22 protein-coding genes are annotated in these 25,483 nt (G+C 66.9%); 6 read left to right on the top strand and 16 right to left on the bottom strand.

From position 1 onward, the window contains the following. Positions 1–3: 3 nt before the first annotated feature. A complete protein-coding gene (gene smeE / locus WIX41_RS11910) occupies positions 4–3,144 on the bottom strand; it encodes a multidrug efflux RND transporter permease subunit SmeE (protein ID WP_339447792.1) in 3,141 nt (1,046 codons plus the stop codon). A 12-nt stretch (positions 3,145–3,156) separates the two neighbouring features. Further along, positions 3,157–4,332, bottom strand: a complete 1,176-nt coding sequence (gene smeD / locus WIX41_RS11905; RefSeq protein WP_339447790.1) for a multidrug efflux RND transporter periplasmic adaptor subunit SmeD — start codon at positions 4,330–4,332, stop codon at positions 3,157–3,159. Between the two features lie 205 nt (positions 4,333–4,537). Between smeD and WIX41_RS11900 the strand changes: the two genes are divergently transcribed. Further along, a complete protein-coding gene (locus tag WIX41_RS11900) occupies positions 4,538–5,206 on the top strand; it encodes a TetR family transcriptional regulator (protein WP_339447788.1) in 669 nt (222 codons plus the stop codon). Between the two features lie 424 nt (positions 5,207–5,630). Here WIX41_RS11900 and hslU read toward each other — a convergent pair whose 3' ends face one another. The 8 genes from hslU to WIX41_RS11860 all read right to left on the bottom strand — a co-directional run bounded on the left by hslU (position 5,631) and on the right by WIX41_RS11860 (position 13,315). After that, complete coding sequence (hslU, locus tag WIX41_RS11895; protein ID WP_409187378.1) at positions 5,631–7,004, bottom strand: ATP-dependent protease ATPase subunit HslU; 1,374 nt, start codon at positions 7,002–7,004, stop codon at positions 5,631–5,633. Positions 7,005–7,190: 186 nt separating this feature from the next. After that, on the bottom strand, positions 7,191–7,742 hold the full coding sequence (gene hslV / locus WIX41_RS11890; RefSeq protein ID WP_017356659.1) for an ATP-dependent protease subunit HslV: 552 nt from the start codon (positions 7,740–7,742) through the stop codon (positions 7,191–7,193). Positions 7,743–7,833: 91 nt separating this feature from the next. Then, complete coding sequence (gene xerC / locus WIX41_RS11885; RefSeq protein WP_339447785.1) at positions 7,834–8,724, bottom strand: tyrosine recombinase XerC; 891 nt, start codon at positions 8,722–8,724, stop codon at positions 7,834–7,836. 22 nt (positions 8,725–8,746) lie between these two features. Further along, positions 8,747–9,424: a DUF484 family protein gene (locus tag WIX41_RS11880; RefSeq protein WP_339447784.1), complete on the bottom strand. Its 678-nt coding sequence runs from the start codon at positions 9,422–9,424 to the stop codon at positions 8,747–8,749. Beyond that, complete coding sequence (gene dapF / locus WIX41_RS11875) at positions 9,421–10,272, bottom strand: diaminopimelate epimerase (RefSeq protein WP_339447782.1); 852 nt, start codon at positions 10,270–10,272, stop codon at positions 9,421–9,423. The genes WIX41_RS11880 and dapF overlap by 4 nt, the downstream gene beginning before the upstream one ends. Further along, entirely contained in the window at positions 10,265–10,510 is a 246-nt protein-coding gene (lptM, locus tag WIX41_RS11870; protein WP_339447780.1) for an LPS translocon maturation chaperone LptM, read from the bottom strand. Before lptM ends, dapF begins: the two co-directional genes overlap by 8 nt. A 195-nt stretch (positions 10,511–10,705) precedes the next feature. Further along, the gene (locus tag WIX41_RS11865) at positions 10,706–11,140 is read right to left on the bottom strand and encodes a YbaN family protein (RefSeq protein ID WP_339447778.1); all 435 of its coding nucleotides are present in this window, start codon (positions 11,138–11,140) and stop codon (positions 10,706–10,708) included. A 57-nt stretch (positions 11,141–11,197) separates the two neighbouring features. Continuing rightward, positions 11,198–13,315 (bottom strand): S9 family peptidase, encoded by a 2,118-nt coding sequence (locus WIX41_RS11860; RefSeq protein ID WP_339447776.1) that lies wholly within the window; start codon positions 13,313–13,315, stop codon positions 11,198–11,200. A 102-nt stretch (positions 13,316–13,417) separates the two neighbouring features. Here WIX41_RS11860 and WIX41_RS11855 point away from each other — a divergent pair, with 102 nt between their 5' ends. After that, positions 13,418–14,602 (top strand): pyridoxal phosphate-dependent aminotransferase, encoded by a 1,185-nt coding sequence (locus WIX41_RS11855; RefSeq protein ID WP_339447774.1) that lies wholly within the window; start codon positions 13,418–13,420, stop codon positions 14,600–14,602. Between the two features lie 203 nt (positions 14,603–14,805). Here WIX41_RS11855 and WIX41_RS11850 read toward each other — a convergent pair whose 3' ends face one another. Both WIX41_RS11850 and WIX41_RS11845 read right to left on the bottom strand, forming a co-directional pair. Next, on the bottom strand, positions 14,806–16,899 hold the full coding sequence (locus tag WIX41_RS11850; protein WP_409187377.1) for a prolyl oligopeptidase family serine peptidase: 2,094 nt from the start codon (positions 16,897–16,899) through the stop codon (positions 14,806–14,808). Between the two features lie 34 nt (positions 16,900–16,933). Further along, on the bottom strand, positions 16,934–17,281 hold the full coding sequence (locus WIX41_RS11845) for a hypothetical protein (protein ID WP_339447770.1): 348 nt from the start codon (positions 17,279–17,281) through the stop codon (positions 16,934–16,936). A gap of 139 nt (positions 17,282–17,420) precedes the next feature. Here WIX41_RS11845 and WIX41_RS11840 point away from each other — a divergent pair, with 139 nt between their 5' ends. Next, on the top strand, positions 17,421–18,023 hold the full coding sequence (locus WIX41_RS11840; protein WP_339447768.1) for a lipocalin family protein: 603 nt from the start codon (positions 17,421–17,423) through the stop codon (positions 18,021–18,023). Positions 18,024–18,257: 234 nt separating this feature from the next. Here WIX41_RS11840 and WIX41_RS11835 read toward each other — a convergent pair whose 3' ends face one another. From WIX41_RS11835 to WIX41_RS11825, 3 genes are all read right to left on the bottom strand, one after another. Beyond that, on the bottom strand, positions 18,258–18,947 hold the full coding sequence (locus WIX41_RS11835) for a methionine ABC transporter permease (RefSeq protein WP_339447766.1): 690 nt from the start codon (positions 18,945–18,947) through the stop codon (positions 18,258–18,260). After that, entirely contained in the window at positions 18,944–19,951 is a 1,008-nt protein-coding gene (locus WIX41_RS11830) for a methionine ABC transporter ATP-binding protein (RefSeq protein WP_409187491.1), read from the bottom strand. The genes WIX41_RS11835 and WIX41_RS11830 overlap by 4 nt, the downstream gene beginning before the upstream one ends. Positions 19,952–20,083: 132 nt before the next feature. Continuing rightward, a complete protein-coding gene (locus WIX41_RS11825; RefSeq protein ID WP_339447762.1) occupies positions 20,084–20,980 on the bottom strand; it encodes a DMT family transporter in 897 nt (298 codons plus the stop codon). 78 nt (positions 20,981–21,058) lie between these two features. On the opposite strand from WIX41_RS11825, the gene WIX41_RS11820 reads away from it, so the two are divergent. The 3 genes from WIX41_RS11820 to WIX41_RS11810 all read left to right on the top strand — a co-directional run bounded on the left by WIX41_RS11820 (position 21,059) and on the right by WIX41_RS11810 (position 23,359). Beyond that, positions 21,059–21,541: a YajQ family cyclic di-GMP-binding protein gene (locus tag WIX41_RS11820; RefSeq protein WP_339447761.1), complete on the top strand. Its 483-nt coding sequence runs from the start codon at positions 21,059–21,061 to the stop codon at positions 21,539–21,541. 418 nt (positions 21,542–21,959) lie between these two features. Further along, positions 21,960–22,553 (top strand): DUF1415 domain-containing protein, encoded by a 594-nt coding sequence (locus WIX41_RS11815; protein ID WP_339447759.1) that lies wholly within the window; start codon positions 21,960–21,962, stop codon positions 22,551–22,553. Continuing rightward, positions 22,544–23,359: an SDR family oxidoreductase gene (locus WIX41_RS11810; protein WP_339447757.1), complete on the top strand. Its 816-nt coding sequence runs from the start codon at positions 22,544–22,546 to the stop codon at positions 23,357–23,359. Before WIX41_RS11815 ends, WIX41_RS11810 begins: the two co-directional genes overlap by 10 nt. 90 nt (positions 23,360–23,449) lie before the next feature. Here the strand turns inward: WIX41_RS11810 and WIX41_RS11805 are convergent, their stop codons facing one another. After that, on the bottom strand, positions 23,450–25,480 hold the full coding sequence (locus tag WIX41_RS11805; protein ID WP_339447755.1) for a M3 family metallopeptidase: 2,031 nt from the start codon (positions 25,478–25,480) through the stop codon (positions 23,450–23,452). Positions 25,481–25,483 lie beyond the last annotated feature (3 nt).

The raw sequence follows: 25,483 nt of genomic DNA, 5'->3' as shown, positions 1-25,483 counted from the left end.
CTATCAGAGGTTCTCTACCTTGTCCGCCTTGGCCTTGCGGTTGAAGAGCTTCTGCACGACCACGAAGAACAAGGGAATGAAGAACAGGCCCAGCACGGTGCCGACGATCATGCCGCCGAGCACGCCAGTACCGATGGCGCGCTGCGCCCCCGAGCCCGCACCGGAGGCGATGGCCAACGGCAGCACGCCCAGGCCGAACGCGAGTGAGGTCATGATGATCGGGCGCAGGCGGTCGCGTACCGCATGCATGGTGGCTTCCAGCACGCCCACGCCCTTCTCCAGGTTTTCCTTGGCGAATTCCACGATCAGGATCGCGTTCTTGCTGGTCAGGCCCACCGTGGTCAGCATCGCCACCTGGAAGTAGATGTCGCGCTCCATGCCACGCATGGTGTTGGCCAGCACCGCACCGAGGATGCCCAGCGGCGCCACCAGCAGCACCGAGGTCGGCACGCTCCAGCTTTCATACAGCGCGGCCAGGCACAGGAACACGATCAGCAGCGACAGCGTGTACAGCAGCGGCGTCTGCGAGCCGGCCTGGCGCTCCTGGTAGGACAACGCGGTCCATTCGATCTCGAAGCCCGGCGGCAGGTCCTTGGCGATCCGCTCGATCTCGGCCATGGCATCGCCCGAGGCCACGCCTGGCGCGGGTTCGCCCTGGATTTCCATCGCCGACACGCCGTTGTAGCGCTCCAGGCGCGGCGAACCGTAGTCCCAGCGCTTGGAGGCGAAGGCACTGAACGGCACCATCTCACCGGCGTTGTTCTTCACCGACCACAGGTTGAAGTCGTCCGGGTTCATGCGGAACTGCGCATCGGACTGCACATACACGCGCTTGACCCGGCCACGGTCGATGAAATCATCGATGTAGCTGCTGCCCCACGCGGCGGCCAGGGTGCTGTTGATCGAGCTGGTCGACAATCCAAGCGCATTGGCCTTTTCCACGTCCACGTCGATGCGCAGCTGCGGGGTGTCTTCCTGGCCGTTCGGGCGCACGTTGGCCAGCAGCTTGCTCTGCCCGGCGCCGCCGAGCAGCTGGTTGCGCGCATTGAGCAGGGCCTCATGGCCCTGGCCACTGTTGTCCTTCAGGAAGAAGGTGTAGCCCGAACCAATGCCCAGCTCCGGCATGGCCGGCGGCGGGAAGGCGAAGATGAAGGCGTCCTTGATCTGGCCCAGTGCGGCCATCGCGCGGCCGGTGATCGGCCCCACGCCCTGGTCGGCGTCGCGCTCCTTCCAGTCCTTGAGCTTGATGAAGGACATACCCGCATTCTGGCCCATGCCGGCGAAGCTGAAGCCCTGCACCGAGAACACCGATTCCACGGCCTCGGTTTCGTTCTTCAGGAAGTGATCTTCCAGCTTGTACATCGCCTCCAGTGTGCGCTCCTGGGTGGCACCGACCGGGGTCTGCACCAGCGCCATCAGGATGCCCTGGTCTTCATTGGGCAGGAACGAGCTGGGCAGGCGCGCGAACAGCACGCCCATGGCCACCACCAGCGCCACGAAGATGGCCATGAAGCGCCACGGGCGGGCCAGGATGCCCTTGACCCCGCGCTGGTAGGTTTCGCTGGAACGGTCGAAACCGCGGTTGAAGCCGCCGAAGAAGCGACCGGCCAGGCCCGTGTGCGCAACGTGGTGCTCGCCCTTCTTCAGCGGCTTGAGCATGGTGGCGCACAGCGCCGGAGTGAGCACGATCGCCACCAGCACCGACAGCGCCATCGCCGAGACGATCGTGGCCGAGAACTGCCGGTAGATCACGCCGGTGGAGCCACTCATGAACGCCATCGGCACGAACACCGCCGACAGCACCAGGCCGATGCCGACCAGCGCGCCGGTGATCTGGCCCATCGACTTGCGGGTGGCTTCCAGCGGTGACAGTCCTTCTTCGGACATGATGCGTTCGACGTTCTCCACCACCACGATGGCATCGTCCACCAGCAGGCCGATCGCCAGCACCATGGCGAACATGGTCAGCATGTTGATCGAGAAGCCCAGCGCGGCCAGGATGCCGAACGTGCCCAGCAGCACCACCGGCACGGCGATGGTGGGGATCAGGGTGGCGCGGAAGTTCTGCAGGAACAGGTACATCACCACGAACACCAGCACGATGGCTTCGATCAGGGTCTTGATGACGCCCTTGATCGAGACCTGCACGAACGGCGTGGTGTCATACGGCACCACCGATTCCAGCCCGGCCGGGAAGTTTTCCTTCAGGTCTTCCAACGCGGCGCGCACGCCGTTGGCGGTATCCAGCGCGTTGGCGCCGGTGGCCAGGGTAATGGCGATACCGGTGGAGGGCTTGCCGTTGTAGCGGGTCACGAAGTCGTAGGTTTCAGCACCCAGTTCGACCCGGGCGACATCGCCCAGGCGCAGCTCGCTGCCATCGGTGCCGCCACGGACCAGGATGTTGCGGAACTGTTCCGGGGTCTGCAGGCGGTCCTGCGCGTTGATGGTGGCGTTGAGCTGCTGGCCCTTCACCGACGGCGCGCCGCCCAGCTGGCCGATGGCCACCTGGGCGTTCTGCGCGGTGATCGCCGCAGTCACTTCTTCCACCGACAGCTTGTAGGTGTGCAGCTTGTTGGGGTCCAGCCAGATGCGCATGGCGTACTTGCCGCCGAACACCTGGATGTTGCCCACGCCCGGCACGCGGCTGAGCGGGTCGACGACATTGGAGCCGACGTAGTCGGAAATGTCGTTGGCATCCATGCTCGAATCATTCGAGACGAAGCCGATCACCTGCAGGAAGCCGCTGCTGGACTTGGCCACGTTGATGCCCTGGCGCTGCACTTCCTGCGGCAGCAGCGGCATGGCCAGCTGCAGCTTGTTCTGCACCTGGACCTGGGCGATGTCCGGGTCGGTGCCGCTTTCGAAGGTCAGGGTGATGGTGGCCTGGCCATTGGCCGAGCTGTTGGAAGAGAAGTAGATCAGGCCATCGATGCCCTTCATGTTCTGCTCGATGATCTGGGTCACCGAGTCCTCGACCACCTTGGCCGATGCACCCGGGTAGGTGGCGCTGATCTCGACGGCGGGCGGTGCCACTTCCGGGTACATCGACACCGGCAGCTTGAGCACCGCCAGTGCACCGGCGAGCATGATGATGATCGCAATCACCCACGCGAAGATGGGGCGATCAATGAAATAACGAGCCATGGAATTCTCCGCTTACTGCGTGTCGGCCGCGGCCGCCGGCGTTGCCGGCTTGGCCGGCGCGGCGCCCATCTCGGTGGCCTGCACGGGCATGCCCGGCTGGATCTTCTGCAGGCCTTCGACGATGACCTTGTCGCCGGGCTTCAGGCCGTCCTCGACCAGCCACTTGCTGCCCAGGGCGCGGCTGACCTTGACCGGCCGCACTTCAACCTTGCTGTCCTTGCCGACCACCATCGCGCTGGTCTCGCCCTTGGCATCGCGGGCGATGCCCTGCATGGGTACCAGCAGCGCGTTGTCGCGCACCCCACTGCCGACCACCGCGCGCACATACATGCCCGGCATCAGCACCTGGTCGGGGTTGGCGACCTTGACCCGCAGCGCGTAGCTGCCGGTGGTGGGGTCGACGCTCACTTCGGAGAATTCCAGGGTGCCCTTCTGGTCGAACTCGGTGCCGTCATCAAGCAGCACCGTCACCGGCAGGCTCTGGTTGTCCTGCAGGCGGCCGCTGGCCAGCTCGCGGCGCAGCTGCAGCAGTTCGCTGGCCGACTGGGTGAGGTCCACGTAGATCGGGTCGAGCTGCTGCACGGTGGCCAGCGCATCGGCCTGGCCCGCGCTGACCAGCGCGCCCTGGGTGACGCTGGACTTGCCGATGCGACCGCTGATCGGCGCGGTGATGCGGGCAAAACCCAAGGTGACGTTGGCGGCGTCGAGCGCAGCCTTGGCAGCACCGACATCGGCCTCGGCCTGCTTCTGCGCGGCCACGGCGTTTTCCAGGTCCTGCTGGCTGACCGCATCGACCTTGGCCAGCTCGGTGATGCGCCTGGCGCTCAGGCGGGCGGCGTTGGCGGTCGCTTCGGCGCGGGCCAGCTGGGCGCGGGCGCTGTTGGCCTCGGCACGGTAGCTGGCGTCATCCACCTGGTACAACGGCTGGCCGGCACTGACCAGGCCGCCCTCGGTGAACAGCCGCTTGGCGACGATGCCACTGACCTGTGGGCGTACTTCGGCGACGAGGAAGGCATTGGTGCGGCCCGGCAGTTCGCGGGTCAGGCCCACCTGTTCGGCCTTCAGGGTGGCCACGGTGACCTGGCCCGGCCCGCCTTGGGGACCGCCTTCACCTCCCCCGCCACAGGCGGACACGGTCAGGGCGATCGCCAGGGAAAGCGCGAGGAGACGGTACGGGAAACGGGACATGAGAGGGCTCGCAGGAGAACGGAAAGGAGGGACCGGCCTGGTAACGACGAACCGGGGCAACGGACGACGACAGGTCGGACGAGGCCCGCGCAGATACGCGCACGCCTCACCGGATAGCAGTGGGGCGTAAATATACATACATGCATGTTTGTTTGTAAACGAGTACAATTCAGGCCGGTTTCATCCAGCACGTGCACACAGCGCCATGGCCAGAAAAACCAAAGAAGCGGCGCAGGCCACCCGGGAAGGCATCCTGGATGCGGCCCAGAGCTGTTTCCACGAATTCGGGGTCGCCAATACCAGCCTGGCGATGATCGGCGAGCGCGCCGGTTACACCCGCGGCGCGGTGTATTGGCATTTCAAGAACAAGACCGAAGTGCTGACGGCGATGATCGACCGCGAGCGGGTGCCGTTCATCGAGCGGCTGCGGCGGACAACCTCTTCACGGCGCAACACGCCCGTGCTGGACCTGCGCTCGGCGCTGCTGGTCTCCTTCCAGGAGCTGGCCACGGACGAGCGCCTGCGCAACATGATGGAAATCATGCTGCGCAACGATCTGTCGGTGGAGAGCCAGGCCATGCAGCAGCTGCAACTGGAGGCGTCGCGAGAGGAGCTGGCGATTTTCAGCGCGGCATTCGAGCGCGCGCGCGAGCTGGGGCAACTGCGCGAGGGCGTGGACGTGGACACGGTGGCCCGCATCATCAGCACCAGCCTGACCGGCGTGCTGTACAGCGCGATGCTGGAACCGGAACTGTTCGAGCTGCAGCGCGACGGCACCCAGACCCTGGACGCCGTTTTCGGCGCCTTCGTAAAGCCCGGCGTATTCGTACCGGGCGCCCCACCCGAAGCCCTGCCGACCGACGACGAGGCGTGATTGGTCCGATGTCGCCCGTGTGCCGGCGACAAGGGTGACTGGTGGGTGGTTTCGGTCTGGGTTTACACCCGGACGCATGAATCCGACCGGTCACCTCACCGGCTCCGGACATTCGGGCCGCGCTGCGCGCGGTGTCCGGCCAACGGCCGGGGCTACGAATTTCTACGGGGCCATTGGGATCGGGATCAATCAACCATCGGCGTCGGCTGACATATCCAGATCTCCGGACGTTACGTAACAACTCGTAGCCCCGGCCGTTGGCCGGACACCGCGCGTAGCGCGGCCCAACCGTCCGAAGGCGTTTGCGCGACGATCACGGCCAACATTCCGGCGTTTAGAGGTTCCGAAGCCGCCCATCAGGCGCCATGACGTTCGAGCGAAGAGCAGCCGGGCAAAGCCCGGCTCTACCGCGTTGACCCGCCGCTTACAGGATGTACCGGCTCAAGTCGGGATCCTTGACCAGCTCACCCAGATGCTTGTCCACGTACGCCCTGTCGATCGCGATGGATTCGCCGTCACGGTCCGGGGCTTCGTAGCTCAGCGAATCAAGCAGGCGTTCGAGCACCGTATGCAGACGACGCGCACCGATGTTTTCCTGACGCTCATTCACCTGGAAGGCGATCTCGGCCAGTCGATCCACCGCCTCGGCAGTAAAGTTCACCGCAACGCCCTCCGTCTGCAGCAGCGCTTCGTACTGCTTGGTCAACGCCGCCTTCGGCTCGGTGAGGATGCGCACGAAATCCTGCTTGCTCAGCGCGCCCAGCTCCACGCGGATCGGGAAACGCCCCTGCAGTTCGGGAATCAGATCGCTCGGCTTGGCCAGGTGGAACGCGCCAGAAGCGATGAACAGGATGTGGTCGGTCTTGACCGTGCCGTACTTGGTGGACACGTTGGAACCTTCCACCAGCGGCAGCAGGTCGCGCTGCACGCCTTCGCGCGAGACATCGCCGCCACCGACGTTGTCGCCACGCTTGGCGACCTTGTCGATCTCGTCGATGAACACGATGCCGTGCTGTTCGCAGGCCTCGATCGCCGTGCTGCGGATGTCGTCTTCGTTGACCAGCTTGCCGGCTTCTTCTTCCACCAGCAGCGGCCGTGCGGCCTTGATCGTCACCGTGCGCTTCTGCGCCTTGCCGCCGCCCAGGCTGGAGAACATCTGGCGCAACTGCTGGCCCATTTCCTCCATGCCCGGCGGGGTCATGATGTCAACGCCGATGTTGGGGGCCACTTCCAGTTCGATCTCGCGCTCGTCCAGCTCGCCATTGCGCAGCATGCGGCGGAACTTGATGCGGGTTTCATTGTCCTGCGCGGAGGGTTCGTTGCGGGCCGCTTCCGGATCGAAGCCGATGCCGCCGGTGCGGCGCGGCAGCAGCGCGTCGAGGATGCGGTCTTCGGCACGCTCTTCGGCCTGGTTCTTCACCCGCACCTTGGCCATTTCGCGGTACAGCTTGACCGCGGTGTCGGCCAGGTCGCGGACGATCTGCTCGACGTCCTTGCCGACGTAGCCGACTTCGGTGAAGCGGGTGGCTTCCACCTTGACGAACGGCGCCTTGGCCAGCGTGGCCAGGCGGCGTGCGATCTCGGTCTTGCCGACGCCGGTTGGGCCGATCATCAGGATGTTCTTGGGCATGACTTCATCGCGCAGCTCGGCCGGCAGCTGCATGCGCCGCCAGCGGTTGCGCAGCGCAATGGCCACCGCGCGCTTGGCGTCGTGCTGGCCGACGATGTGGCGGTCCAGTTCCTGCACGATTTCGCGCGGGGTCATGGTGGCGGAGGAAACTTCGATCTTGTGCGGCATGGGATGGGTGCTCACAGAAAATATGGGGGAACCGTGCAGGCGACGCTATGCCTGTTGGAGGAATCCCGCGCTGAGGCGGTCAATGGTCATGGCGTAACGGTGACGTAGCGCCGGCCGTTGGCCGGCATTCCAACACCGTCTGGTCCGGCCAACGGCCGGGGCTACCACGCTTTAAGCGCTACGCGCTTAAAGCTCCTCCACCACGACATTCCGGTTGGTGTAGATGCAGATGTCGCCGGCGATGTTGATCGATTCGGTGGCGATGGTGCGCGCGTCCAGTTCGGTGTGCGCCAGCAGCGCGCGCGCGGCGGACAACGCGTAGGAACCGCCGGAACCGATGGCGATGATGCCGTCTTCCGGCTCGATCACGTCACCGGTACCGCTGATGATCAGCGAGGTGTCTTTGTCAGCCACGGCGAGCAGCGCTTCAAGCTTGCCCAGGCGGCGTTCAGTGCGCCAGTCCTTGGCCAGCTCCACGGCGGCGCGCTGCAGCTGACCATGCTTTTCCAGCTTGGCCTCGAACAGTTCGAACAGGGTGAAGGCGTCGGCGGCGGCACCGGCGAAACCGGCCAGTACCTGACCTTCGCGGCCCAGTCGGCGCACCTTGCGCGCGTTGCCCTTCATCACCGTGTGGCCGAGCGTGACCTGGCCATCGCCGGCGACGGCGACATGTCCGTTGCGGCGCACCGAGATGATGGTGGTGGCATGAAATACGTTGGGGTTCTGACTGGGGTCCATGGAGCCTCCGGGGTGACAAGAACAGAGGTGGGGCCACCTGCCGGTCCTTCAAGCCGCCCTGCCCTGCGCCCGGGTGACGCAGTGGCCCGATTCAGCTTTCGTTGTCGCCGGAGCGCCGCTTGGCCCGCGGGTGCGCCGCGTCATACACCTTGGCCAGGTGCTGGAAATCCAGGTGGGTGTAGATCTGCGTGGTGGCGATATCGGCATGGCCAAGCAGCTCCTGCACGCCGCGCAGGTCGCCGGACGATTCCAGGATGTGGCTGGCGAAACTGTGCCGCAGCATGTGCGGGTGCACGTGCTTGAACAGCCCCTGGCGCTGGGCCAGCTGGCGGATCCGGATCTGCACGGCGCGCTGGGTGATCGGCCCGCCCTTGCGCCCGGGGAATACGGGCTGCGCGTCGCCCCCCCCGCTCTCGGCACGCCAGCCCAGCAGCGCCTCGCGCGCATGCGAGCCGAACGGCACGCGGCGCTGGCGGTTGCCCTTGCCAAGCACGTTGACCAGGCCCGTGGCGAAGTCCAGGTCGCGCCAGATCAGCGCACACAGTTCGCTCAAGCGCAGGCCGGAGGAATAGAACAGTTCGAGCAGCGCGCGGTCGCGCAGGCCCAGTGGCGCATCGGTGGGCAGCTCGACCAGGCGCACCGCTTCGTCGGCATCGAGCACCTGCGGCAGTTTGCGTGGCGCCTTCGGCGCCTTCAGGCCGGCGGCGGGGCTGACCGTGATGCGGTGGTGCTTGAGCAGCCACGCATAGAAGCTGCGGCAGGCCGACAGCCTGCGCTGCAGCGATTTGGGCGCCAGCCCACGGCGGTGTTCGGCGGCGATGAACTGGCGCAGCTGCGCGCCATCCAGGCCGTCGGCGCTGGCGTCCTGCCCGGTCGCCCACGCACTGAGCGCATCCAGGTCACGGCGATACGCATCCAGCGTGTGCGCCGACGCGCGGCGCTCCACCTGCAGGTACCCGAGGAAATCCTGGACGGCGTTCATGCGGGGTCGCGCGGGCGCGGTGTCAGGCCGGGTCGAAACGCTTGAGTGCCACGACCAGCGCTTCGCCCATCATGCGCAGGAACAGCGTGCCCATGCCCGGGTAGAAGCGGTTGCCATCATGGCTGCCCACCGCGATCAGGCCCACGCCGGGCAACGGCAGCAACGCGCTGGACTGCACTTCCTCGACGCGCCCGCCGTACAGCACGGCGTTCTTTTCCGGTTGCAGGCGGCCGCAGATCGGCTCGCCATCCTGGAGGCAATCGCGGAACGAGGCCAGCAGCGGGTTGCCTTCCTCGATCACCTGCAGCCACGGCGCCTGCTCCAGGCCCGGCACCGGGTGCAACATCACCAGCCGTACCAGGTCGCCGGCGAAATCTTCTTCCAGCGACGCGGCCATGGCGCGCAGCGTATCGGCGGCGTTGGCCTGCTTCATCAGCGCCAGGGTCAACTGGTGGGTGCGCACGGCCAGGCGCTCGTTGATCTGCGCGTTCGCGGCCAGGTCGGCCAGCCGGCGCGACAACTCGCGGTTCTTGTCGCGCAGCACTTCCAGCTGGTAGCTGGCCAACGATGCGGTAGGGCCGTCGTCGCGCGGCACCACCAGGGTCAGTGCCAGGTCCGGGAACTGTTTCAGGAACGCCGGGTGCCGGCGCAGCCAGGCGGCAACTTCGTGCGCGCCGATCTTCTCGATGGTGTCGCTCATGCGTTCCACTCCCCTTCGAAGACGAATGCGGCCGGACCGGACATCACCACCTGGGCGTCATCGGCCGGCCAGCGCAGGCGCAGGTCGCCACCGGGCAGCGACACCGTGGCGTCGCGCTGCAGGCGGCCGCGCTGCATCATCACCACGGCCGCGGCGCAGGCACCGCTGCCGCAGGCCAGGGTTTCACCGACGCCGCGCTCGAACACGCGCAGGCGCGCATGTTGCGGGTCGATCACCTGCACGAAGCCGACATTGACCGACTGCGGGAAGGTGGCGTGCTGCTGCAGCAGGGGCCCCAGCCGTTCGACCGGGGCCGCATCGACCAGGCCGACCTCGATCACCGCGTGCGGGTTACCCATCGACACCGCGCCGAAACGCACGGTATCGCCCTGCAGCGGCAGCAGGTATTCCTCGCGCGCACGGGCAAAGCCCAGCAGCGGCACCTTGTGCGGTTCGAAGCGCGGCACGCCCATGGCCACCGCGTAATGGTCCGCACCAACGCGTTCGATGGCATGGGTAGCCAGCGGGCTGTCGATGTTGAAGTGCTCACCCTGGGCTGCACCATCGCGCACCAGCCAGGCCGCGACACAGCGCGCGCCGTTGCCGCACTGTTCGGACTGCGAACCGTCCGAATTCCAGATGCGGTAGGCGGCGACCGAGCCCTCCGCGCGCGGCGGTTCGATGGTCAGGATCTGGTCGCAGCCCACGCCGGTGTGGCGATCGGCCAACTGCGCGGCCAGCGCCGGGGTGGGTGCGGGGGTGCCGTCGCGCAGGTCGAGCACGACGAAGTCGTTGCCGGCGCCATGCATCTTGCTGAAACGCAGCGCGGTGGAGGCGGCCTTACTCATTCCCGTCGTCGGACTTGAGCTGCGGGTCGACCGGATCGGGCACCACCGGCGGATCGTCGGTGGCGTTGGTGTCTTCGGGCACGGCCTCGGCATCAGCGGCCGGCTCGACGGCCTGCTCTTCCACCGGCACCGGCTTCTGCGGCAGGACCAGCGGGCCCTTGTTGCCACAGGCCGAAAGGAACAGCAGCGCCAGCGCTGCCAACGGAATCAGGATGCGATTGCGATGGGGGATGCTCATGACCCGAGTATAGCGGTGGCCAGCGAAACGGGTGTGCCAGTTGAATGAACGCGCAGCGGAGACCGGTAAACCCGCACCGGTGAATGCCACCGCGGGTAGCGCCGGCCGTTGGCCGGCCCAGGCGGTGCTACGGACGTTACGTTGGCCATCCCACGCGATACTGCTGGCCGACCGAGGGCCGGCCAACGGCCGGCGCTACCGGGGGCGCCGCTCTTCCGGCGGCAACGGCCGGGTCCACAGCCACACGGCTACGACCGTCATGCAGCCGATTGACAGCCATTTCACCCAGGCAACCGGGACGCACCACAGCATGATCCCGGCGCAGACCGCCATGGTCAGGGTCGCCATCCATTTGCCCTTGCGGCTGACCGCGCCGTGCGCCTGCCAGTTGGAGATGGCCGGGCCGAACCGGGGGTGCCGCAGCAGCCAGGTGTGCAACCGCTCCGAGCCGCGCGAGGCGGCCCAGGCCGAAATCAGGATGAATACCGTGGTCGGCAGGCCCGGCACGAAGATGCCGACGATGCCGGTCCCCAGGCTGACGTAGGCCAGCAGCCACCACGCCCAGCGGAATCGCACCCGGGGCCGCGCGAGCGCGGCATCGGGAAGCTCGGGGCGTTCGGGCAGGTTCATGTCGTCAGGATAGCGAGGCCGGGCGCCGACCGCGACGGGCGGCGCCGGCACGCTGCGTCACGGGGCCGGATCGACACCCAGTTGATCGAGCACGAACGCATACGATTCGGCCAGCTCCAGATAACGCTGGAAGCGCCCGGACTTGCCGCCGTGGCCCGCTTCCATGTTGGTGCGGAACACGATCGGCGCGGTGCCGGTGTTGTCGTCGCGCAGGCGCGCCACCCACTTGGCCGGCTCCCAGTACTGCACCTGCGAGTCCCACAGCCCGGTGCCGACGAACAGCGACGGGTAGGCCTGGCGCTGCACGTTGTCGTACGGCGAGTAGCGCAGCATGTAGTCGTAGTACTCGCGCTGTTCCGGGTTGCCCCACTCGTCGTACTCATTGGTGGTCAGCGGGATGCTGGCGTCGAGCATGGTGGTCACCACGTCCACGAACGGCACCTGCGCCACCATCACCCGGTAGTCCTGCGGGGCCTGGTTGGCCACCGCGCCCATCAGCAGGCCGCCGGCGCTGCCACCGGAGGCGGCCACCCGGTCCTTGGCGGCATAGCCCTGCTTGACCAGCTCGCGGGTGACATCGACGAAGTCGTTGAAGGTGTTCTGCTTCTTCAGCAGCTTGCCGTCCTCGTACCAGGCGCGGCCCATTTCCTCGCCGCCGCGGATGTGCGCGATGGCGTACACCACGCCGCGATCCAGCAGGCTGACCACGGTCTGGTTGAAACCCGGGTCCATCGACATGCCGTAGCTGCCGTAGGCGTATTGGTACAGCGCGCCGGTGCCATCCTTCCTGAAGCCGTTGCGGTAGACCAGCGACACCGGCACCTTGGCGCCGTCGCGCGCGGTCACCCAGACCCGCTCGGTGGTGTACTGCGCCGGGTCGTAGCCGATCACCGGCTGCTGCTTGAGCTGGCGGCGCTCGCCGGTGACGGTGTTGAGCTCAAAGGTGGTGGTCGGCGTGGTCAGCGAGGTGTAGGCGTAGCGCAGCCACGGCGTATCCGCTTCGGGATTGGCCGCCAGGCCCATCGAGTACGCCGGCTCATCGGCCTTCACGTAGTCCTGGCGCCCATCGGCGAACAGCAGGCGCACCCGCTCCAGCGCGTTGGAGCGTTCGGCAATCGCGGTGAAGCCGTCGAACAGCTCGAAACCTTCCACCAGCACGTTGTCGTCATGCGCGACCCAGTCGGTCCACTGGCTGCGCGCGGTGGCATCGGTGGGCGCGGTGACGATCTTGAAGTTCTTCGCGCCGGCATCGTTGGTGCGGATCACCCAGCGCCCGCCGAAGTGGTCGGCATCGTATTCGACATCGCGCGCACGCGGCGCCAGCACGGTGAACTGCTGTGGGTCGGCAGCCGGTGCGTAGCGGCTTTCCGAGCTCACCGTACTGTGCAGGTCGATGGTGATGAAGCGATCGTCGCGGGTACGGCCCACGCCCATGTAGAAGCTGTCGTCCGCTTCCTCGTAGACCAGCACATCGCTGCTGGCCGGGGTGCCCAGCACGTGCTTCTTCACCCGCACGGTGAGCAGGGTTTCCGGATCGTTTTCCACATAGAACAGGGTGCGGTTGTCGTCGGCCCAGACCACGTTGGCCGAGACGTTCTCGATGCGGTCGGGCAGCACCTGCCCGGTGCGCAGGTCCTTGAAGCGGATCACGTACTGGCGGCGGCCCACGTCGTCCTCGGCCCAGGCCAGCAGGTGGTTGTCCTGGCTGACGTCTGCATCGCCCACATCGAAGTAGCCCTTGCCTTCGGCCATCCTGTTGAGGTCGAGGAGGATTTCCTCCGGCGCTTCCATGCTGCCCTTGCGGCGCGCCTGGATCGGGTAATCCCTGCCGGTTTCGTAGCGGCTGTAATACCAGTAGCCACGCTCGCGCGCCGGCACGCTGGCATCGTCCTGCTTGATCCGGCCGACGATCTCCTTGTACAGGCTGTCCTGCAGCGGCTTGAGTGGGGCCATCACCTGGTCGGTGTAGGCGTTCTCCGCATTCAGATAGGCCAGCATGGCCGGCGCTTCGCGCTTGTCGTCACGCAGCCAGTAGTAATCGTCGTTGCGGGTGGCACCGAACGGGGCGGTAACCGCGTGCGGATGCTTCTCGGCGTCGGGTGGGGTCAGCGCGGGGGCGGCATGCACGGAAGCGGTCATCAGGGTGGCAACCAGAAAGAGGACAGTGGATTTCACGAATTGGGGCTCCTTGCCGGTGAATGCAATGGGGTGTGGCGCAGTCTGGCGGCGGAGCGGCACCGACGGCAAGCGTGCAGGCGCTCGCCTATCATGGGGTGCATGAGCACCCGCACCCCCACGGCCGGCTACAGCCGCCGCAGCCAGGAAATCGAACCCTTCCACGTGATGTCCCTGCTGGCGCGCGCGCAGGCATTGGAGCAGGCCGGCCATGATGTGATCCACCTGGAGATCGGCGAACCGGACTTCACCACCGCCGCGCCCATCGTGCGCGCCGGCCAGGCCGCGCTGGCTGCCGGGCACACCCGTTACACCGCCGCGCGCGGACTGCCCGCATTGCGCGCGGCCATCGCAGGCTTCTACGGCACCCGCTACAACCTGGACCTGGATCCGGAACGGATCCTGGTCACCCCGGGCGGCTCCGGCGCGCTGCTGCTGGCCAGCAGCCTGCTGGTCGACCCGGACCGCCATTGGCTGCTGGCCGACCCGGGCTACCCGTGCAACCGCCACTTCCTGCGGCTGGTCGAAGGCGCCGCGCAGCTGGTGCCGGTCGGGCCGCAGACCGCCTACCAGCTGACCCCGTCATTGGTGGAAACGCACTGGAACGCGGCCAGCGTCGGCGCCCTGGTGGCCTCGCCGGCCAACCCGACCGGCACGGTGCTGTCGGCGGCGCAGCTGGCGGCATTGTCGGAATCGCTGAAAGCGCGCGGCGGCCACCTGGTGGTGGACGAGATCTACCACGGCCTCACCTACGGCATGGACGCGGCCAGCGTTCTGCAGGTGGACGACGAGGCGTTCGTGCTCAACAGCTTCTCCAAGTACTACGGCATGACCGGCTGGCGCCTGGGCTGGCTGGTGGCACCACCACAGGCCGTGCCCGACCTGGAGAAACTGGCCCAGAACCTGTACATCAGCGCCTCCAGCATTGCCCAGCACGCCGCGCTGGCCTGCTTCGAGCCGGATACCATCGCCATCTTCGAACAGCGCCGCCACGCGTTCCAGGCGCGGCGCGATTACCTGTTGCCGGCCCTGCGTGCGCTCGGTTTCCGCATCGAAGTCGAGCCCGAAGGCGCGTTCTATCTCTACTGCGACGTCAGTGACTTCACCGACGACGCGCAGGCGTTCTGCGCACACTTCCTGGAAACCGAGCACGTGGCGTTTACCCCGGGCCTGGATTTCGGTCATTACCGTGCGAACCAGCATGTGCGGTTGGCGTATACGCAGGAGGTTCCAAGGTTGGAAGAAGCAGTGGCGCGGATTGCGCGGGGCCTGCAATCCCTCCGGTAGCGCCGGCCGTTGGCCGGCCGACGACATCCTGAGGGCCGGCCAACGGCCGGCGCTACCGCGACACGTAAAAAAACGCCGCGCATTACGCGCGGCGTTCAAAAGGGGTGGAGCCAACCAGACGCCCCACCACCCGGAGGAGAAGCTTGCCCGCGCCACGGCGGGCAAGCATCGACGGGTAGCCCCGGCCGTTGGCCGGAAACCGGTTATTTCAACCGTTCCCACAGGAAGCTGTAAGCCAGCGCCGACATATGCGCCGCCTGCGCATTGTTCGCCGCACCGCCGTGGCCACCTTCGATGTTCTCGTAGTAGGTCACGTCCTTGCCGGCATCGATCATCTTGGCCGCCATCTTGCGCGCATGGCCCGGGTGGACGCGGTCATCGCGGGTCGAGGTGGTGAACAGCACCGGAGGATACGTCTTCTTCGGGTCGAACAGGTGGTACGGCGAGAAGGTCTGAATGTACGCCCAGTCGGCCGTGTCGGGGTTGCCGTATTCGGCCATCCACGAGGCACCGGCCAGCAGGTGGCTGTAGCGCTTCATGTCCAGCAGCGGCACCTGCACCACCACCGCCCCGAAAAGCTCCGGGTACTGGGTAAGCATGTTGCCGGTGAGCAGGCCGCCGTTGCTGCCGCCCTGCACGCCCAGGTGCCTGGGCGAGGTGATCCTGCGGCTGACCAGGTCGCGGGCGACCGCGGCCATGTCCTCATAGGCCTTATGCCGGTTCTGCTTCAGCGCGGCCTGGTGCCAGCGCGGGCCGTACTCGCCACCGCCACGGATGTTGGCCACCACGTACACGCCGCCCTTCTCCAGCCAGGCGCGGCCCATGCCGCCGGAATACGACGGGGTCAGCGAGATTTCGAAGCCGCCATAGCCATACAGCAGGGTCGGGTTGGACCCGTCCAGCGTCATGTCCTTGGCATGCACCACGAAGTAGGGCACGCGGGTGCCGTCCTTGCTGGTGGCGAAGTGCTGCTCGATCACCTTGCCTTCGGCATCGAAGAACGCCGGCATGGTCTTGAGCACTTCGGGCTGCTTGCCGATCTCGGCCAGCGCCAGCGTGGTCGGGGTCAGGTAATCGGTGACGGTCATCCACACCGCGTCGCTTTCATCGGCATCCACCGCGCCTACCGCCACGGTACCGAACGAGGGCGCGCCGGTGAAATCGCTCTTCTTCCAGCCGTCCGCCGACGGGGTCAGCACGATCAGGCGGCTCTTGACGTCATCCAGCACGTTGAGCACCAGGTGGTTCTTCGTCCAGCTCGACCCGGCCAGCGAGGTGGTCCCGGTCGGGGCGAACAGCACCTCGAAATCGCGCTTGCCGGCGATGAAATCGTCCAGCTTGGTGATCAGCAGCGAACCGGCGGTGTAGGTCTTGCCACCCACCGTCCACGGATCGCGCAGCTCCAGCGTGAGCCACTGCTTGCGCAGGCCCTTCTCGGCCGAATTGGGCGCATCGATCCTGGTCAGCGTGCCGTCGTCGGCGCGCAGGTACAGTTCGTTGTTGTAGAAGGCCAGCGTACGGCTGACCAGGTTGCGCTCATAGCCCGGGGTATCGTCATGCATCGCCGCGATGTACATGTCATCGGGCTTGCCCTCGTACACCACGCTGGCCGCCGACAGCGGCGTGCCACGCTTCCACAGCTTGGCCACGCGCGGGTAGCCGGACGTGGTCATGCTGTCCTTGCCGAAATCGGTATACACGAACACGGTGTCGCGATCGATCCAGCCCAGCCCACCCTTTGATTCGGGGCGGAAGAAGCCGTCCTTGATCCAGCTCTTGCTGGACAGGTCGAATTCGCGGGTGACGTCGGCATCGGCGCCACCGCGCGACAGTGCGATCAGGCAGCGGGTGTACTCCGGGCGCAGGCACTCGGCACCGTGCCACACCCAGTTCTCGCCTTCGGCCTTGTTCAGTGCGTCCAGGTCGAGCACGGTTTCCCACTTCGGGACCGGCTTGCGGTACTCCTCCAGCGTGGTCCGCCGCCACAGGCCGCGCTCGTGCTGCTTGTCCTTCCAGAAGTTGTAATAGTAATCACCAATCTTCTGCACGCCGGGAATCTTGGCGTCCGAATCGAGCACCTCGCGGATGCTGGCTTCCATCTGCTTGAAGGCCGGGGTCTGGGCCAGGCGGCCTTCGGACTTGACGTTCTGCTGCTTGACCCAGTCCAGCGATTTTTCGCCGGTGACATCTTCCAGCCACGCGTAGGGATCGGCAGGAGTCTCAGCGGCCATCGCGGTTCCGGCCGCACCAGCGGAGATCAGGCCTGCCATCAGGCAGGCAGAGGCGAGTCGTGACATTGAGGCTCCAGGCGGTCATATCCCCCGGACGCTATCACACGGCCTGCCCCGCTCCCCCCTGTCGAAGGTCAGGGCGCGCCCGGCGCGGTTGCAGCCGGGCCCGGCGTTTTGCCTGCGGCGCGCGCCGGCGCTGGGCCTGCCGGCGCAGCAGGGCCAGCGGCAGTCGGAACCGGTACAGACTCCACCAGGCCAGGCACGGCATGCCCACCAGCCACAGCGGCAACCAGCCCAGCCATTGGCTGTCGCCGCGCGCGGCCGGCCAGACCAGGACGAGGGCCAGGCCGGCCAGGGCGACCTGCCGGACCCCGCGCAGTACCTGCGGGTGCGGGGCTTCGGCAAGGCGTGCAGTGGGACGGGAACGACGCGAAGACGACAGGGGCATGACACGACTCCGTGCGAAAGTGATGCGCTACCTTGCCGTGCTCCCATCTCACAGGCTGCGACCTTCCACGCTTGCACCATTGACGTTCGTCGTCGTCCCACCCACCATGCCCCTGCAAGCCACTGGAGCCTTCCGCCGCATGTCTTCGAACCGCCCGCTTCGCGTTGCCCTGCTGCTGTCGTCGCTGTCGTTGTTGGCCGCCTGCTCATTTGGCGACAGCAAGCCGGCCCCGCCGCCGGCGGCCAGTACCGCGACCAACGCTCCGATCGACCTGCAGCGGTTCATGGGTACCTGGTATGTCATCGGCCGCGTGCCGAACCCGGTCGAACGCGGCCACGTGGCCAGCGTCAATCAATACACGCTGCGCGGCGACCAGAAGGTGTCCATCACCTATCGTTTCCGGGATGGCTTCTCCGAGCCGCAGCAGGAACTGACCGTGCGCGCCTCGGTGGACGAGAAGAGCGGCAACCACAACTGGCGCACCTGGTTCTACAAGGTGGTGCCTACCCACACCCGCGTGCTGGAAGTGGCGCCGGACTATTCGTGGGCGATGCTGGGCTACCCGGGCCGCGAAATGGCCTGGATCTTCGCGCGCAAGCCGGACATGGACAAAGAGCTGTACAAGGAACTGGCCACCCGCCTGCGCGACGAGTACGGGGTCAACACCGACAAGCTCAAGCGCGTACCGCAGCACCCCGAGCAGGTGGACCGGCTGGGGTACGAGGTTCCGAACGTAAGGTGATCAGGCCGGCCAACGGCCGGCGCTACCGGGTTGATTGATGCCGGTCGCAATGACTGATAACGGCCATTGGCCTCCGGTTGGTTGATCCCGGTCTGCGGACGTTACGTAACAATTCGTAGCCCCGGCCGTTGGCCGGACACCGCGCGCAGCGCGGCACAAACATCCAACGTCATTTCAAATCCGCATGTAATCATCCGACCGGCGTTTGGACCGACCGAAGCCGCGCTTCAGGGATTACTTCCGCGAATACCGCCCCACCAGCCAGTCGCCCAGCATCTGCAGCAACTGGACCAGCACCAGCAGCAGCACCACGGTGACCAGGGCCACGTCGGTGTGCGAACGCTGGTAGCCATCGCGGAAGGCCAGGTCGCCCAGCCCGCCCGAGCCGATCGCACCGCCCATCGCGGTGAAGCCGATCAGCGCGATCACGGTGACGGTGGCGCCGGCAATCAGGCCCGGCCGCGCTTCGGGCAGCAGCACCCGGCTGACCAGCTGCCAGGTGGTGGCGCCCATCGCCTGGCTGGCCTCGATCACGCCGCGGTCCACTTCGCGCAGCGCGGTTTCCACCAGGCGCGCGTAGAACGGCGCCGCACCGATCACCAGCGGCACGATCGCACCGCGCACGCCGAGCGAGGTGCCCATCATCCACAGCGTGATCGGAATCAGCACGATCATCAGGATGATGAAAGGCACCGAGCGCAGCAGGTTGACCAGCAACGCCAGCCCGCCATACAGCACCGGCCTGCGGTGCAGCTGCGGCGAGCCGGTCAGGAACAGCAGCACGCCCAGCGGCAGGCCGATGGCCAGGGTGAGCGGCAGCGAGCCGGCCAGCATCAACAGGGTGTCGAGGGTGGCCTGGCCGATATCGGCCCATTTGGCCGCGTCGAGATGGCGGAAGAACCCGCCGGCAGTGGCCAGGATCATCGGCGCAGCTCCTCCAGGTGAACGCCGGCGGCAACGAAGCCGGCCTGCGCGGCCTGCACGTCGCCGCCCACCAGCGATACCGTCAGCTGGCCATACGGGGTGTCCTTGATGCGGTCGATGCGCCCGGACAGGATGTTGTAGTCCACGCCGGTCTCCCGGGCGATGCGGCCCAGCACCGGCTCATAGGTATCGGTGCCGAGGAAGGTGAGGCGCACGATGCGCCCGGCCACAGCGTCGAAATCCTTGTGCAGCTCGCCTTCGTCGACCTGCTCGGATTCGTTGACGAAGCGGCGCGTGGTCGGGTGCTGCGGGTGCAGGAACACCTCGGTGACCGGGCCGGTTTCCACGAGGTGACCGGCATCGAGCACCGCCACGCGGTCGCAGACGCGACGGATCACATCCATCTCGTGGGTGATCAGCACGATGGTCAGGCCCAGCTCGCGGTTGATCCGGCCCAGCAGTTTGAGCACCGAGGCGGTGGTCTGCGGATCGAGCGCGCTGGTCGCCTCGTCGCACAGCAGGATCTGCGGGCGGGTGGCCAGGGCGCGGGCGATGCCCACGCGCTGCTTCTGGCCGCCGGACAGCTGCGCCGGGTACTTGTTGGCGTGCGCTTCCAGGCCCACGGTGTGCAGGAGTTCGCTGACCCGCGCGTCGATGTCCGCGCGCGGGGTGCCGGCCAGTTCCAGCGGGAAAGCGACATTGGCCGCTACCGTGCGTGAGGACAGCAGGTTGAAGTGCTGGAAGATCATGCCGATCTTCCGGCGCAGCGCGCGCAGCCCGTCGCTGTCCAGCGCAGTGACGTCCTCGCCGTTGATCAGCAGGCGGCCGCCCGTGGGCTCCTCGAGCCGGTTGATCAGCCGGATCAGGGTCGATTTGCCCGCGCCGGAATGGCCGATGATGCCGAACACTTCGCCGGCCTCGATGGTCAGGTCCAACGGCTGCAGCGCGGCGATCGCGCGGCCGCCGACGGCATAGGATTTGTGCAGGCGCTGGAACTCGATCACTTCGCGGTCAACCGGGGCATCGACGGGAGGGGGCGTGCAGCCTACCAGCGCGGGACGGCCCTGGCCCGCGCAGCAGATCCGAATCATATTCCGTTTGATTATAAGTAAACGTCATCGCCCGTCCGGCGGGGCTCAGGGGTGGTCCAGCGGCTGCGGCGCGCGGACCTGGCGGACCCGCTCACGGTGGAGCAGGTACAGCCCCGACGCCACGATGATCGCCGCGCCCAGCCAGGTGAACCGGTCGGGCAGCACGCCCCAGAACAGCAGGTCCCAGCCGATCACCCAGACCAGCCCGGTGTACTCCAGCGGCGCGATCAGCGAGGCCTCGCCGAGCTGGAACGCGCGGGTCAGGGCGACCTGGCCGCCCGCCCCGGCCAGGCCCATGCCGGCAATCAACGCGGCGTGGCCCAACTGCAGCGGCTGCCAGTCCGGAATGGCCAGCAGGCCGGCGCCCAGCGCCAGGATCACCAGGAACCAGACCACCATGGATTGCGGGGTATCGGTGCGGGTCAACATGCTGACCGTGATCGCCGCCACGGCGTAGGCCGTGGCCGCCAGCAGCACCATCAGCCCGGGCACGGAGATGAAGCCGTCCACACCGGGGCGCAGCACCACCAGCACCCCGACCAGGCCGATGCCGATGGCGATCCAGCGGCGCGGCCCGACATGTTCACCGAGCAGCGGCACCGACAGCGCGGCGATCAGCAGCGGGGCGACAAAATAGATGGTGTAGGCCGTGGACAGCGGCAGGCTGCGCAGGGCGAACACGAAGCAGCCGATCATGGCCATGCCCAGCAGGCCGCGCAGCAGGTGCAGGCCCCAGCGTACCGGGATCAGTGAACGCGGGCCGGCAGTGGCCAGCACCCAGACCAGCACGAACGGCAGCGACGCCGCGCCGCGCAGGAAGGTGACCTGCAGGGTCGGGTAGCTGGAGGAGAGCTGCTTCATGCCCGCATCCATCAGCGAGAAGCAGGCCACCGCCATCAGCATCCAGGCCACGGCACGGGAGGGGGAGCGTTGGGTGTTCATGACCCATTATCGCCGTCCTTGTCGGGACGTCCATGCGTGGTTGGCTAGAATGGGTGCTTCACCTGCAGGAGAATCCTCATGCCCTCGTTTGACGTCGTTTCCGAAGTTGACATCCACGAATTGACCAACGCGGTCGACCAGGCCAACCGGGAGCTGTCCACCCGCTTCGATTTCAAGGGCGTGGACGCCAAATTCGTGCTGGAAGACAGCGTGATCAGCCAGTCCGCCCCCAGCGAATTCCAGCTCCAGCAGATGACCGACATCCTGCGCACGCGCCTGACCGCGCGGAAGATCGATGCCGCGTGCCTGGAGTTTGGCGACGTCGACACCAACCTGGCCGGCGCGCGCCAGAAGGTCACGGTCAAGCAGGGTATCGAGCAGAAGGTAGCCAAGAAGATCGCCGCGAAGATCAAGGAAGCCAAGCTCAAGGTGGACAGCCAGATCAATGGCGACAAGCTGCGGGTCACCGGCAAGAAGCGCGACGACCTGCAGGACGTAATGGCACTACTGAAGAAGGAATCGTTCGAGGTGCCCCTCCAATTCGACAATTTCCGCGATTGATTCACCGCGATGGGCACCCAACGAACATCTGGGTGCTCGTCTGGACGTATCCGGATGATGGCAATCCCGTAAAAATTCGTAGCGCCGAAGAGAACGGCAGGAGCCGTTCTCAACATCGCGCAGCGATGGCCCGAAGGGTGACCGCCAGGACGGCGGGCATACTGTTAGTCGGCGACCGCGCGCAAGCGCGGCGCAAGGGTCCGGAGCCGAATAACGGTTCGACATAGCCAGCTGACCGGCGTTTAACGTTGCCGAAGACGTGTGTCAGGGGTTCATGACGCCTGAACGGAGAGCAGCCGACTAACAGTCGGCGCTACCCGTCGGTCGCCCCCTCGGCACACCCCGCACGCCGACCTACACGCCCGCCCCCGCCAGCCCCCCCGTACAATGCGCTGCCCAGCCCGCGATATCGCCCGCCATGAATGACTCGCCCCTGCTTGCCGACACCGCCCCTGACGGCAGCGATCCCATCGCGGAAACCAAGCGCTGGCTGGAACAGATCGTCATCGGCCTGAACCTGTGCCCCTTCGCCAAAGCCGTCTACGTAAAAGACCAGGTCCGCTTCGTACTCAGCGACGCCACCACCGTCGAAGCGCTGGTGGAAGAGCTGGCCGAAGAACTGGTGCTGCTGCGCGACACCCCGGCCGAGCAGATCGACACCACGTTGATCGTGCACCCGGACGTGCTCACCGACTTCCTGGACTACAACGACTTCCTGGACAACGCCGATGCCGCGATCGAGGCGCTGGACCTGCAGGGCATCCTGCAGGTGGCCAGCTTCCACCCGCAGTACCAGTTCGCCGGGGTGGCGCCGGATGATGTGAGCAACTACACCAACCGCGCGCCCTACCCGACCCTGCACCTGCTGCGCGAAGACAGCGTGGAACGCGCCGTGGCCGCCTTCCCGGACCCGGACGTGATCGTCGAGCGCAACATCGACACCCTGGACAGGCTGGGCGTGGAAGGCTGGACCCGCCTGCTCGGCCGCAAGGACACCCCCCGGTGCCACTGACCCCGGCCATCGCCGCCTGGCCCGCGCAACCGCTGCGCGACCGCGTGGTGATCGTCACCGGTGGGGCGCAGGGCGTGGGGCGCGGTATCGCGCAGGCCGTACTGGGCGCGGGCGGCCGCGTGATGATTGCCGACCTGGACGCCGACGCGGGCCGCGCCTGCCTGAAGGAATGGGCGCTGCCCGAGCGTGCCGCGTTCCAGCGCGCGGACGTGGCCAGCGAGCGCAGCGTGCAGGCGCTGGTCAAGGCCACGCTGAAGCGCTTCGGTCGCATTGATGGGCTGGTCAACAACGCCGGCATCGCCAGCGCGCACGGCACCCCGCTGGCGGAGATGACGCTGGCGGAATGGCAGCGCCGCCTGTCCAGCCTGCATGGGGCGTTTCTGTGCAGCAAGCACGCACTGCCGGCGCTGCGCGCGCAGGCGGCAGACAAGGCCGGTGGTTCGGTCATCAACATCGCCTCCACCCGCGCCTGGCAGTCCGAGCCGGACAGCGAAGCCTATGCCGCCGCGAAGGGCGGGCTGGTGGCGTTCACCCACGCGCTGGCGATCAGCAGCGGGCCGCAGGTGCGGGTCAACAGCATCAGCCCCGGCTGGATCACCACCGATGCATGGCAGGCGCCGGCCCGGCGACGCACGCCGAAGCTGTCGCGCCGCGACCACGCCCAGCATGCGGTGGGCCGGGTCGGCCAGCCCGAAGACATCGGCGCGCTGGCGGTGTTCCTGCTCTCGGACCTGTCCGGCTTCATCACCGGGCAGGACCACATCGTCGATGGCGGCATGAGCCGCACGATGATCTACGCCGAATAGCGGTTACGCATCACCGGTAGCGCCGGCCGTTGGCCGGCCCACGCCATCCCGAGGGCCGGCCAACGGCCGGCGCTACCGTCGTTTCACCCGTCAGCCATTCATGCCGTTGTGGCGCAACAACGCGTCCACGTTCGGCGCGCGCCCACGGAACGCTTCGAAGTTCTCTGCCGCACTCCGGCTGCCGCCCCGCGACAACACCTCATCGCGGAAGCGCCTGCCGGTCTCGGCCACCTGATCCGGCGCTTCCTCGAACGCCGCATAGGCATCGGCACTGAGCACTTCGGCCCACTTGTAGCTGTAGTAGCCGGCCGCATAGCCACCGGCGAAGATGTGGCTGAACTGATGCGGGAAGCGGTTCCATTCCGGCGGACGATTGACCGCCACCTCATCGCGCACCCGTTCCAGCAGCTGCAGCACGCTGTCCTGCACCGGATCAAAGCTGCTGTGCAGCTGCATGTCGAACAGCGCGAACTCGAGCTGGCGCACGGTAAACATGCCGCTCTGGAAGTTGCGCGCGGCCAGCATGCGGTCAAACAGCGCCCGCGGCAGCGGCTCGCCGGTGTCCACATGCGCGGTCATCGCCTGCACGCGGTCCCACTCCCAGCAGAAGTTTTCCATGAACTGGCTGGGCAGCTCCACCGCATCCCATTCCACGCCGTTGATGCCGGCCACGCCGAGCTCGCCAATGCGGGTCAGCAGTTGGTGCAGGCCGTGGCCCATTTCATGGAACAGCGTGGTCACTTCGTCGTGGCTGAAGGTGGACGCCTTGCCATCGGCGCCCTTGCCGAAGTTGCACACCAGGTACACCAGCGGCGTCTGCACGCCCTGCGCGGTGTCGCGGCGGTTGCGGCAGTCGTCCATCCACGCGCCGCCGCGCTTGCCTTCGCGCGCATACAGGTCCAGGTAGAACTGGCCGACCAGTGCGCCCTGCGCATCGACCAGGCGGAAGAAGCGCACGTCCGGGTGCCACACCGGCGCCTGGTCGGGCTGTACCTGCAGGCCGTACAGGCCCTGGATGACACTGAACAGGCCGTCCAGCACCTTCGGCTCGGTGAAGTACTGCTTCACCTCCTGCTCGGAATAGCTGTACCGCGCCTGCTTGAGTTTTTCAGAGGCAAAGGCCAGGTCCCACGCTTCCAGCGCAGGGAGGCCCAGTTCGTCGCGCGCGAATGCATCCAACCCGGCGCGGTCACGCTGCGCGTAGGGCTTCGCACGCGCTGCCAGATCGCGCAGGAAGCCCAGCACCTGCGGTGCGTCGTCGGCCATCTTGGTGGCGATGGAGTACTCGGCGTAGTTGGCAAAGCCCAGCAGGGTCGCCAGCTCGGCGCGCAGCGCCAGGACGCGATCGATGTGCGCGCTGTTGTCCAGCTTGGGATCGCCGAACTCCGATGCGCGCAGCGCATTGGCGCGGTACAGCGCCTCACGCAGCGGCCGGTGCTCGGCATAGGTCTGCACCGGCAGGTAGCACGGCATCTGCAGGGTCAGCTTCCAGCCTGACAGACCGGCCTTGTCCGCGGCGGCGCGCGCAGCTGCGACCACGTCGTCAGGCAGGCCGGCCAGTTCACTGCGCTCTTCCACGTGCAGCGACCACGCATCGGTGGCATCGAGCACGTTCTGCGAGAAGGTGGCCGACAGTGCCGACAGTTCTTCGCGGATCGCGCTGTAACGGGCCTTGCCTGCCTCATCCAGCTCGGCACCGCCCAGGCGGAAATCGCGCAGCGCGTTGTCCAGCACCTTGCGCCGCGCCGGATCGTACTGCGTCGCTTCGGGCGTGGCCGCCAGCGCGCGGTACTGCTCGAACAACGCCAGGTTCTGGCCAAGCGCGCTGCCAAAGCGGGTTACCTTGGGCAGGTTGCTGTTGTAGGCCTCGCGCAGCGCGGGGGTGTTGACCACCGCCTGCAGATGGCCCACCTGGCCCCACGCGCGCCACAGGCGCTCGGTGGCATCGTCCAGCGGCTCGACGAAGCTGGCCCAGCTGACCGGCTGCACGGTTTCGGCGGTTTTCACCGCCGCTTCGGCTTCGGCCAACAAGGTGTCGATGGCCGGGCCGATGTGCTCGGGCTGGATCGCATCGAAACGGGGCAGGCCGGAAAAATCGAGCAGGGGATTGGCAGGGGTCACAGG

It is taken from the genome of Stenotrophomonas sp. AB1(2024) (assembly GCF_037482345.1).
In the GTDB taxonomy this organism is placed as follows: Bacteria; Pseudomonadota; Gammaproteobacteria; order Xanthomonadales; family Xanthomonadaceae; genus Stenotrophomonas.
The sequence above is the reverse complement of the archived record's forward strand: the minus strand, read 5'-3'. Positions and strand labels throughout refer to the sequence as shown.

Excerpts from the sequence above, each read along its gene's own strand:
- smeE (WP_339447792.1), bottom strand. The coding sequence starts at position 3,144 with ATGGCTCGTTATTTCATTGATCGCCCCATCTTCGCGTGGGTGATTGCG.
- smeD (WP_339447790.1), bottom strand. The coding sequence starts at position 4,332 with ATGTCCCGTTTCCCGTACCGTCTCCTCGCGCTTTCCCTGGCGATCGCC.
- WIX41_RS11900 (WP_339447788.1), top strand. The coding sequence starts at position 4,538 with ATGGCCAGAAAAACCAAAGAAGCGGCGCAGGCCACCCGGGAAGGCATC.
- hslU (WP_409187378.1), bottom strand. The coding sequence starts at position 7,004 with ATGCCGCACAAGATCGAAGTTTCCTCCGCCACCATGACCCCGCGCGAA.
- hslV (WP_017356659.1), bottom strand. The coding sequence starts at position 7,742 with ATGGACCCCAGTCAGAACCCCAACGTATTTCATGCCACCACCATCATC.
- xerC (WP_339447785.1), bottom strand. The coding sequence starts at position 8,724 with ATGAACGCCGTCCAGGATTTCCTCGGGTACCTGCAGGTGGAGCGCCGC.
- WIX41_RS11880 (WP_339447784.1), bottom strand. The coding sequence starts at position 9,424 with ATGAGCGACACCATCGAGAAGATCGGCGCGCACGAAGTTGCCGCCTGG.
- dapF (WP_339447782.1), bottom strand. The coding sequence starts at position 10,272 with ATGAGTAAGGCCGCCTCCACCGCGCTGCGTTTCAGCAAGATGCATGGC.
- lptM (WP_339447780.1), bottom strand. The coding sequence starts at position 10,510 with ATGAGCATCCCCCATCGCAATCGCATCCTGATTCCGTTGGCAGCGCTG.
- WIX41_RS11865 (WP_339447778.1), bottom strand. The coding sequence starts at position 11,140 with ATGAACCTGCCCGAACGCCCCGAGCTTCCCGATGCCGCGCTCGCGCGG.
- WIX41_RS11855 (WP_339447774.1), top strand. The coding sequence starts at position 13,418 with ATGAGCACCCGCACCCCCACGGCCGGCTACAGCCGCCGCAGCCAGGAA.
- WIX41_RS11850 (WP_409187377.1), bottom strand. The coding sequence starts at position 16,899 with ATGTCACGACTCGCCTCTGCCTGCCTGATGGCAGGCCTGATCTCCGCT.
- WIX41_RS11845 (WP_339447770.1), bottom strand. The coding sequence starts at position 17,281 with ATGCCCCTGTCGTCTTCGCGTCGTTCCCGTCCCACTGCACGCCTTGCC.
- WIX41_RS11840 (WP_339447768.1), top strand. The coding sequence starts at position 17,421 with ATGTCTTCGAACCGCCCGCTTCGCGTTGCCCTGCTGCTGTCGTCGCTG.
- WIX41_RS11835 (WP_339447766.1), bottom strand. The coding sequence starts at position 18,947 with ATGATCCTGGCCACTGCCGGCGGGTTCTTCCGCCATCTCGACGCGGCC.
- WIX41_RS11825 (WP_339447762.1), bottom strand. The coding sequence starts at position 20,980 with ATGAACACCCAACGCTCCCCCTCCCGTGCCGTGGCCTGGATGCTGATG.
- WIX41_RS11820 (WP_339447761.1), top strand. The coding sequence starts at position 21,059 with ATGCCCTCGTTTGACGTCGTTTCCGAAGTTGACATCCACGAATTGACC.
- WIX41_RS11815 (WP_339447759.1), top strand. The coding sequence starts at position 21,960 with ATGAATGACTCGCCCCTGCTTGCCGACACCGCCCCTGACGGCAGCGAT.